Source organism: Ideonella azotifigens, from assembly GCF_006519715.1.
Classification (GTDB): domain Bacteria; phylum Pseudomonadota; class Gammaproteobacteria; order Burkholderiales; family Burkholderiaceae_C; genus Ideonella; species Ideonella azotifigens.
Genome location: NZ_VIDT01000245.1, coordinates 1 through 7,422, shown reverse-complemented (window position 1 = coordinate 7,422; position 7,422 = coordinate 1). Strand labels below are relative to the sequence as shown.

Below are 7,422 nucleotides of genomic sequence, written 5' to 3'. Positions count from 1 at the left end.
GGCATCCGCCCGGAAGACATCGCGCTGGTCAGCGCCGATCAAACCGGCGCCCTGCCCGGCCGCATCAGCATGCTGGAGCCCACCGGCCCGGAAACCTATGCGCTGGTCGAGACCGCACTGGGCGTGTTGACCGCTCGCGTGCCGGGCAAGGTGGTGCAGCGCGTCGGCGACGCCGTTGCGCTGCAATGGTCCCCGCTGTCCGCCCATCTGTTCGACGCCAAGAGCGAACAACGGCTGGCCTGAGCTCGCCAACGACGTGGCCCTGCGCCCCACGTCCTGGGGGTGCCGAGGACATGGGAACGGGCTTGGCTTGGCACCCTTTGCCGACTTAGCATCACCCCATGAAGCAAGATCCCGACTTCCGTCGCGCCGAGTTCCTGGAGGAACACCTGCTGCAGACGCAGACCTTCTATGACGACCGCTGTGTGGACCCCAGCGGCGGCCTTTACCAGTTCTACAAGGACGACGGCCGGGTCTATGACCCGTACACCCGCCACCTGGTCAGCAGCACGCGCTTCGTCATCACGCATGCGACCATGGCCAGGCGCTTCCCCGGGCATGCGCGCGCCGCCGAATGGCTGGCCAACGCCCGCCACGCGCTGCGCTTCGTGCAGGACGTGCACCGCGACCCCACCACCGGCGGCTACGCCTGGCTGCTGCACTGGGACAGCGGCCAGAAGAAGGTGCTGGACGCGACCAACCATTGCTACGGCCTGGCCTTTGTGCTGCTGGCGCATGCACAGGCGCTGCGTGCAGGCATCGAAGAGGCCCGCACCGGCCTGTTCGAGACCGCGGAGCTGATGGAAAGGCGCTTCTGGGAGCCTGCCGCCAAGCTGTATGCCGACGAAGCCACGCCGGACTGGGTGCTTTCGCCCTACCGGGGCCAGAACGCCAACATGCATGCCTGCGAAGCCATGCTGGCCGCCTACGAGGCAACCGAGGCGCCGCAGTTCCTGCTGCGTGCCGCCGAACTGGCCCAGTCGGTCACCCAGCGTCTGGCCGAACATGCCGGCGGCCTGATCTGGGAGCATTACCACGCCGACTGGTCGCCCGACTGGGAATACAACCGCCACGACAAGACCAACATCTTCCGGCCCTGGGGCTTCCAGGTCGGCCACCAGACCGAATGGGCCAAGCTGTTGCTTCAGCTGGAGCGCAACCTCGGCGAACCGGAAGACGACAGCAGCTGGATGCTGCAACGGGCCAAGGAGCTGTTTGGCGTGGCCACGCTGCAGGGCTGGGACCGTGCCCACGGCGGCCTGGTCTACGGCCTGGCGCCGGCCGGCAACCCCTCCACCGACCGGCACCTGCTGGTGTGTGACGCCGAGAAATACCACTGGGTGCAGGCCGAATCGCTGGCCGCTGCTGCGGTGCTGGCCCAGCGCACCCATGACGGTGCCTACTGGGACTGGTACGACCGGCTGTGGGGCCACGCCTGGGCCGATTTCGTGGACCACACGCACGGCGCCTGGTTCCGCATCCTGAGCGCCGAGAACCGCAAGATCAGCGACGACAAGAGCCCCGCGGGCAAGGTCGACTATCACAACATGGGCGCCTGCCACGAGGTGCTGGACGCGCTGGTGCGCTGAGCCCGCGTCAAATCACCGCGCGGAAGTCTGCTTCCGCATACGTCATGGCGCGGCCCTGGCGGGCTCTTCCTGGGCCGCTGAATGCGGCGAGCAAGGCGTTTGCCTGCCTTCTTTTCCGGCATTGCACCGGGGCTGGCCGCGGCAAGATTCGCGAGCCCCGAATCGGCTCTCGCGCCGTCGCCCAGGAGAGAAGAACCATGATGAAGCCCATGAAACGCCTGCTGCAGCCCGGCATTGGACTGATGCGCCGACTGCGCATGCCGACCAAGCTGGGGCTGATGGCGGCCATGTTGCTGGTGCCCATGGTGCTGGTGATGGTGAACCAGGCCCGCCAGAAGCTGGCCGAGGTCGAGCTTGCCAACACCGAGCGTGAAGGTGTGCGCGTGGTGCGCGCACTGTCGGACCTGGTGGCCGAAACCCAGGCCCACCGCGGCCTGAGCAACCGGGTGCTCGGTGGCGATGAGGGCGCCCGGGCCGCGCTGCTGGAGAGCCACGGCCGGTTGCAGCAGGGCCTGACCGAGGTGGATGCCGTCGTCAGCGAATTGCACGCTTTCTCGCTGCGCACCGAGTGGGACGCACTGCGCCAGCCACTGCAGACCCTCGCGCAGCCGGCACCGGCAGGCACCAACCGGACCGCCTTGTTCGCCGAGCACAGCGCCAGCGTCGATGCACTGCGCCAGTTGGTGCTGTTGACGGGGGAACGCTCCACATTGCTGCTCGACCCCGAGGCCCAGACCTTCTTCCTGATGGACATCGTTGTCGAGCGCACCATTCCCTGGACCGAGAACCTGGGCGTGATGCGTGGCGAAGGCGCAGCGTTGATCAAGCGCGGCGAAGCCACCGGCGCCGACAGGGCGCGCGTGCTGGGCCGGGCGGCTGCGCTGGCAACGATCGATGCCGACATGCAGTTCCGAGTCGATGCATTGCAACGCGCCGGTGCCCCCATGCCCAGCCACTGGGAAGCCGCCAAGCAACGCTCGAATGCCTATGCCAGCCAGGTCAAGCAGATTTTCTCTGGCGACGCGATTGAAGGCGACCCCGGTGCCTACTTTGCCGCCGGCACCGAGGCGATCGAACAAGTCGTCGCCCTGCAGCATGAGATCAGCGAGAAGCTCGATGCGTCGCTGGTCGCGCGCATCGACGCAGTGCGGTACAGCCTCTGGCTGCAGCTCGGTGCCTGCGCGCTCGGCATGTTGCTGTGGATCTACCTGGCCTCTTCGCTGTATGCCAGCTTCATCAGCGGCCTGAATGCCTTGCGCCTGGGCGTGGCGGCCATGGAGCGCGGCGACATGGCCCACTCGGTGCGGATCGAAGGGCATGACGAGGTGGCCGAGATCGGTGCACTGGTCGAAAAAATGAGCCACCAGCTCTCGTCCATGGTGGCGGAGATCCGCAGCAGCGCCGTGCGCGTCGGCCTGGCGGGCCAGCAGCTGGTCGCCAGCAGCGACGCCCTGTCCACCCGCACCGACGCACAGGCCGCCAGCCTGCAGCAGACCATGGCCACGGTCAGCGAGCTGAGCAAGGCGGTGAGCAGCAATGCCGAAGCCTCGCGCGAACTGGACCACCTGACCGACCGCCTGCGCGATCAGACCGAGGCCGGCGGCGATGCGATGCGCAGCTCGGTGGAGGCCATGGGTCAGCTGGAAGCGAGCTCCCGCCGAATGGCCGAAATCATCGGCGTGATAGACGGCATTGCGTTCCAGACCAACATCCTCGCGCTGAACGCCGCCGTCGAAGCCGCGCGCGCCGGCGAGGCCGGCCGTGGCTTTGCCGTCGTCGCCACCGAAGTTCGCCAGCTGGCGCAGCGCAGCGCTTCAGCGGCCGGTGAAATCCGCCAGCTGATCGGCAGCTCCACCACCCAGGTCGGCAGCTCGGTCGCCAGCATCCAGTCGGTCAGCGGCACGCTGCAGACCGTCGTGGCCGGTGTACGCGACGTCTCCCATCGCCTGCGCTCCATCGCACAGGCAAGTGCAGTGCAAAGCGAGGGGCTGGTCCAGGTCAGCGCCAGCGTTGCCGGCATGGAGGAGATCACCCGCCAGAACGCAGAGATGGTGGTGGAGTCTGCAACCGCATCGACCGAACTGGTGTCCAGGGCCGGGGCACTTGGCGAGGCTGTCGCAGCCATCCGGCTGCGGCAAGGCAGCGCGGACGAAGCCTATGCCATGGTCACCAAGGCCATGAAACTGATCGATTCGCGCGGCCTGGATGCCGCGTCCAAGCTCTTCTGCCAGCCGGACGGCGGCTTCCTGGACCGCGACCTCTATGTCTTCATCGTGGACCGCGAAGGCCGCTACCGCACCCACGGCGCCAAGCCGGCCATGAACGGCAAGCGAGTGCATGACGTGCCGGGCATCGACGGTGACCGCTTCACCCGCGAGGCATGGCAAGCCAGCGAAGGCAGCCACTGGGTGGAATACGACATCGTCAACCCTGAAACCGGCAGCGTGATGCCCAAGGCCAGCTTCGTGCAGGCCATCGACGCCAAGCTGCTGCTGGGCTGCGGCGTGTACCGGGTCAAGGGGCACTGAGCGCCTTCGCCCGGGCCACGCACCAATCTCAGAGCTCTGGCGCCGCGGCACCCAGGGGCAGCTTGACCTGCGCTTGCGTTGCCATCGCAGGGTCGCCAGCCGCCCGCCGAGCCGCAGCCCGCAGTTTCTCCGGCCGCACCAGGTAGCTGTAGATCACCGGCACCACCAGCAGCGTCAGCAGCGTGGAGGTGATGACGCCGCCGATGATGGCGCGGCCCATCGGGGCTTGCAGTTCGCCGCCTTCGTTGAAGGCCAGCGCCAGCGGCAGCATGCCGAAGACCATCGCGGCCGTCGTCATGATGATGGGGCGCAGGCGGATGGAGCCGGCTTCGCGGATGGCCTCGGCCACGCTCTTGCCGGCCCGCACCGCGTGATTCGCAAAATCGACCAGCAGGATCGCGTTTTTGGTCACCAGGCCCATCAGCATGATGAAGCCGATCATCGAAAACAGGTTGATGGTCGAGCCGGTGAGCAGCAACGCCAGCATCACGCCGATCAATGACAGCGGCAGCGAGGCCATGATGGCGATCGGCTGCAGGAAGCTGCCGAACTGGCTGGCCAGCACGATGTAGATGAAGACCACGGCCAGGCCCAGCGCGGCCAGGATGTTGCCGAAAATCTCGCCTTGCTCCTTGGTCTGTCCGCCCACGTCGAAGCGGTAGCCCGGCGGCAGCACCGTGGCCTTGACCAGCTTCTGCACGTCCGAACCCACGTCGCCCACCGCGCGGCCTGAAGCCTTGTCCACCCCCGCATAGATGGCCTGCCGGCGCTCCAGGTTCTGGCGCTTGATGACCACCGGGTTTTCGACCGGCTCGATGGTGACCACGCGCTCCAGCGGGATCGGCGTGCCGTCCTTGGCATAGGCCACCGGCAGCTGGCGCAGCTGGGCGACCTGCTGGCGGTATTCGCTGCCCAGGCGCAGCTGCACCTCCACCTGCTGGCCGTCCGGCGTGGTCCAGTAGGTCGCCACGTCGCCGTTGACGAAGGTGCGCAGCGAAGCAGCCAGGTCGGTGGTGGACAGGCCGAGTTCGCGCACGGCGTCCGGCTTGATGCGCACCGCAAAGGCCGGCACACCGGGCTTGACCGAAGTTTCCAGGTCGGTCACGCCCTTGATCTGCTTGATCTTGGTCGACAGGTCGTTGGTGATCTGGTCCAGCACGGTCGGGTCCGGGCCCAGCACGGCGATGAAGATCGGCCGGTTCCAGCCCAGCGCGATGTCGATGCCCGGCACTTCCTTCAGAGCCTCGCGGATCGCGTCCTCGATCTCCTGCTGGCTGCGCTTGCGCTCCTTGCGTGGCTTCAGGCCCAGGCCGATCTCGGCGGCATTGCGCCCGGCCTCGCCGCCCACGGTCGTGCTCATGGTGTCGATCTCCGGGAAGCGGCGCACGATGTCCTCGACCTGGCGGATCTTGTCGTCCGAGCGGGCCAGGCTGCTGCCCACCGGCAGCTTGACCTGGATCTGCGTGTAGCCCTGGTCGTTCTGCGGAATGGTCTCGGCGCCAATGAATGGCACCAGGAAGATCGCACCGACGAAGCTCAACGCGGCCAGGCCGACCACGATGCCGCGCGGCGTCAGCGTGGCCCAGCGCAGCCGGCGTGGCAGTGTCTTGTCACGCTGGCCTGCCGCATCGAACGGGCGGCCGAAAGCCGGCACCGGCGGCAGCATCAGCCGGTAGCGCCGGCCGCTGAAGGACCAGACGATCAGGCGGTCGTAGATCGCGTGCAGGTGGTCCATCGCCCAGTCCAGGCCGCCGATCAGCTGGCGGATCACCGGCAGCTTGCGGATGCGGTCGCCGGGTGGGTCCGGCCAGACGGAGGACAGCATTGGGTCCAGCGTGAAGCTGACGAACAGGCTGACCAGCACCGCCACCGTGACGGTGATGCCAAACGGAAAGAAGAACTTGCCGACGATGCCTTTCATGAAGGCCACCGGCACGAACACCGCGCAGATCGCGAAGGTCGTCGCCATCACCGCCAGGCCGATCTCGTCGGTGCCGATGCGGGCTGCGCTGTGGTGGTCCCGCCCCATCGCCACATGGCGCACGATGTTCTCGCGCACGACGATGGCGTCGTCGATCAGCAGGCCGATGCACAGGCTCAGCGCCATCATGGTCATGAAGTTCAGCGTGAAGCCGAACATGTAGACCGCGATGAAGCTGGCAATCACCGAGATCGGCAGCGTCAGCCCGGTGATGATGGTCGAGCGCCAGCTGTGCAGGAACAGGAAGACGATGCCCACCGTGAGCAGCGCACCTTCGATCAGCGTGTGCTGCACGCCGGTCAGCGAGTTCTTGACCCAGTCGCTGTTGGCATAGACCACCTTCAGCTCCACGCCGGGCGGCAGGCCGGGCTGCATGTCGGCCACGGCTTCCTTGATCGCGTCGCCGGCGCGCACGATGTTGGCGTCCTTCTGCTTGAAGACCTGGATGTTGATGGCCGGCTTGCCGTTCAGGCGCGAAATCGCGTCCGGCTCGCGGTCGGCCTCCACCAGCTGGCCCAGGTCGCCCAGCGTGGTCACGCCGGCGCTGGTGTTGCGAGACACGACGATGTGGGCGAAGTCCTTCGGGTCCCGCACGCGGCCTTCGACGCGCACGATGGCGTCTGCCGTGCCGTTGGTCACCAGTCCGACCGGTTCGTCGGCATTGGCGCGCTGCAGCGCAGTGGCCACGTCGGCCGGCGTCAGGCCTGCGGCACGCAGGCGGGCGGCGTCCAGGTCGATGCGCACCTGGCGCACGTTCAGCCCATTGGCCACCACTCGGGCCACGCCTTCGCTGCGCTCCAGGCGCTTGACCACCGTCTGGTCGGCGATCAGCGACAGTTCACGTTCGCTGCGGTCATGGGCGATCAGTGCCAGCACCACGGTGGGCTGGGCGTTGTCGTTGTCGAAGTGGCCGATGAACGGGGGCTTGGCGTCCTTGGGCAGCGTGGCCTGGACCGCAGACATCTTGTCGCGCACGTCCTGCGTGGCCTGGTTGATGTCGGCGTCCAGGCTGAACTCGATCACCGTCTCGCTGCGGCCTTCCACGCTGTTGGAGCGGATCATCTTGACGCCAGCGATGGCGTTCACGGCCGACTCGACCGGCTTGGTGATCTCGGTTTCCACCGCGGCCGGCGAAGCACCTGGATAGGCGATCTGGATGAAGACCACCGGCGGGGCAACGTCGGGCATCTGCTCCACGCCCAGCCGCTGGTAGGAAAACAGCCCCAGCACGCACAGCGCCACCATCACCATGGCAGCAAACACGGGGTTGTTGATGGCGACTCGGGTCATCCACATGATGCAGGTCCTTCAGAGGATGTTCAAA

Annotated in this window: 4 protein-coding genes; 3 read left to right on the top strand and 1 reads right to left on the bottom strand. The window is 67.1% G+C overall.

Annotation, left to right across the window (positions count from 1 at the left end; translation table 11 throughout):
* The 3 genes from FKP22_RS15530 to FKP22_RS15520 form a co-directional block, all read left to right on the top strand.
* Positions 1 to 243 (top strand): TOBE domain-containing protein (locus FKP22_RS15530; RefSeq protein ID WP_141288376.1); only part of this gene is annotated, 243 nt, incomplete at its 5' end.
* A gap of 98 nt (positions 244 to 341) precedes the next feature.
* Complete coding sequence (locus FKP22_RS15525) at positions 342 to 1,589, top strand: AGE family epimerase/isomerase (protein ID WP_141288375.1); 1,248 nt, start codon at positions 342 to 344, stop codon at positions 1,587 to 1,589.
* 197 nt (positions 1,590 to 1,786) lie between these two features.
* Complete coding sequence (locus FKP22_RS15520; RefSeq protein ID WP_141288374.1) at positions 1,787 to 4,117, top strand: methyl-accepting chemotaxis protein; 2,331 nt, start codon at positions 1,787 to 1,789, stop codon at positions 4,115 to 4,117.
* A 28-nt stretch (positions 4,118 to 4,145) separates the two neighbouring features.
* Here the strand turns inward: FKP22_RS15520 and FKP22_RS15515 are convergent, their stop codons facing one another.
* On the bottom strand, positions 4,146 to 7,394 hold the full coding sequence (locus FKP22_RS15515; protein ID WP_141288373.1) for an efflux RND transporter permease subunit: 3,249 nt from the start codon (positions 7,392 to 7,394) through the stop codon (positions 4,146 to 4,148).
* Positions 7,395 to 7,422 lie beyond the last annotated feature (28 nt).

Bases quoted from the DNA above. Each gene is read 5' to 3' on its own strand.
- FKP22_RS15525 (WP_141288375.1), top strand. From the start codon at position 342: ATGAAGCAAGATCCCGACTTCCGTCGCGCCGAGTTCCTGGAGGAACAC.
- FKP22_RS15520 (WP_141288374.1), top strand. From the start codon at position 1,787: ATGATGAAGCCCATGAAACGCCTGCTGCAGCCCGGCATTGGACTGATG.
- FKP22_RS15515 (WP_141288373.1), bottom strand. From the start codon at position 7,394: ATGTGGATGACCCGAGTCGCCATCAACAACCCCGTGTTTGCTGCCATG.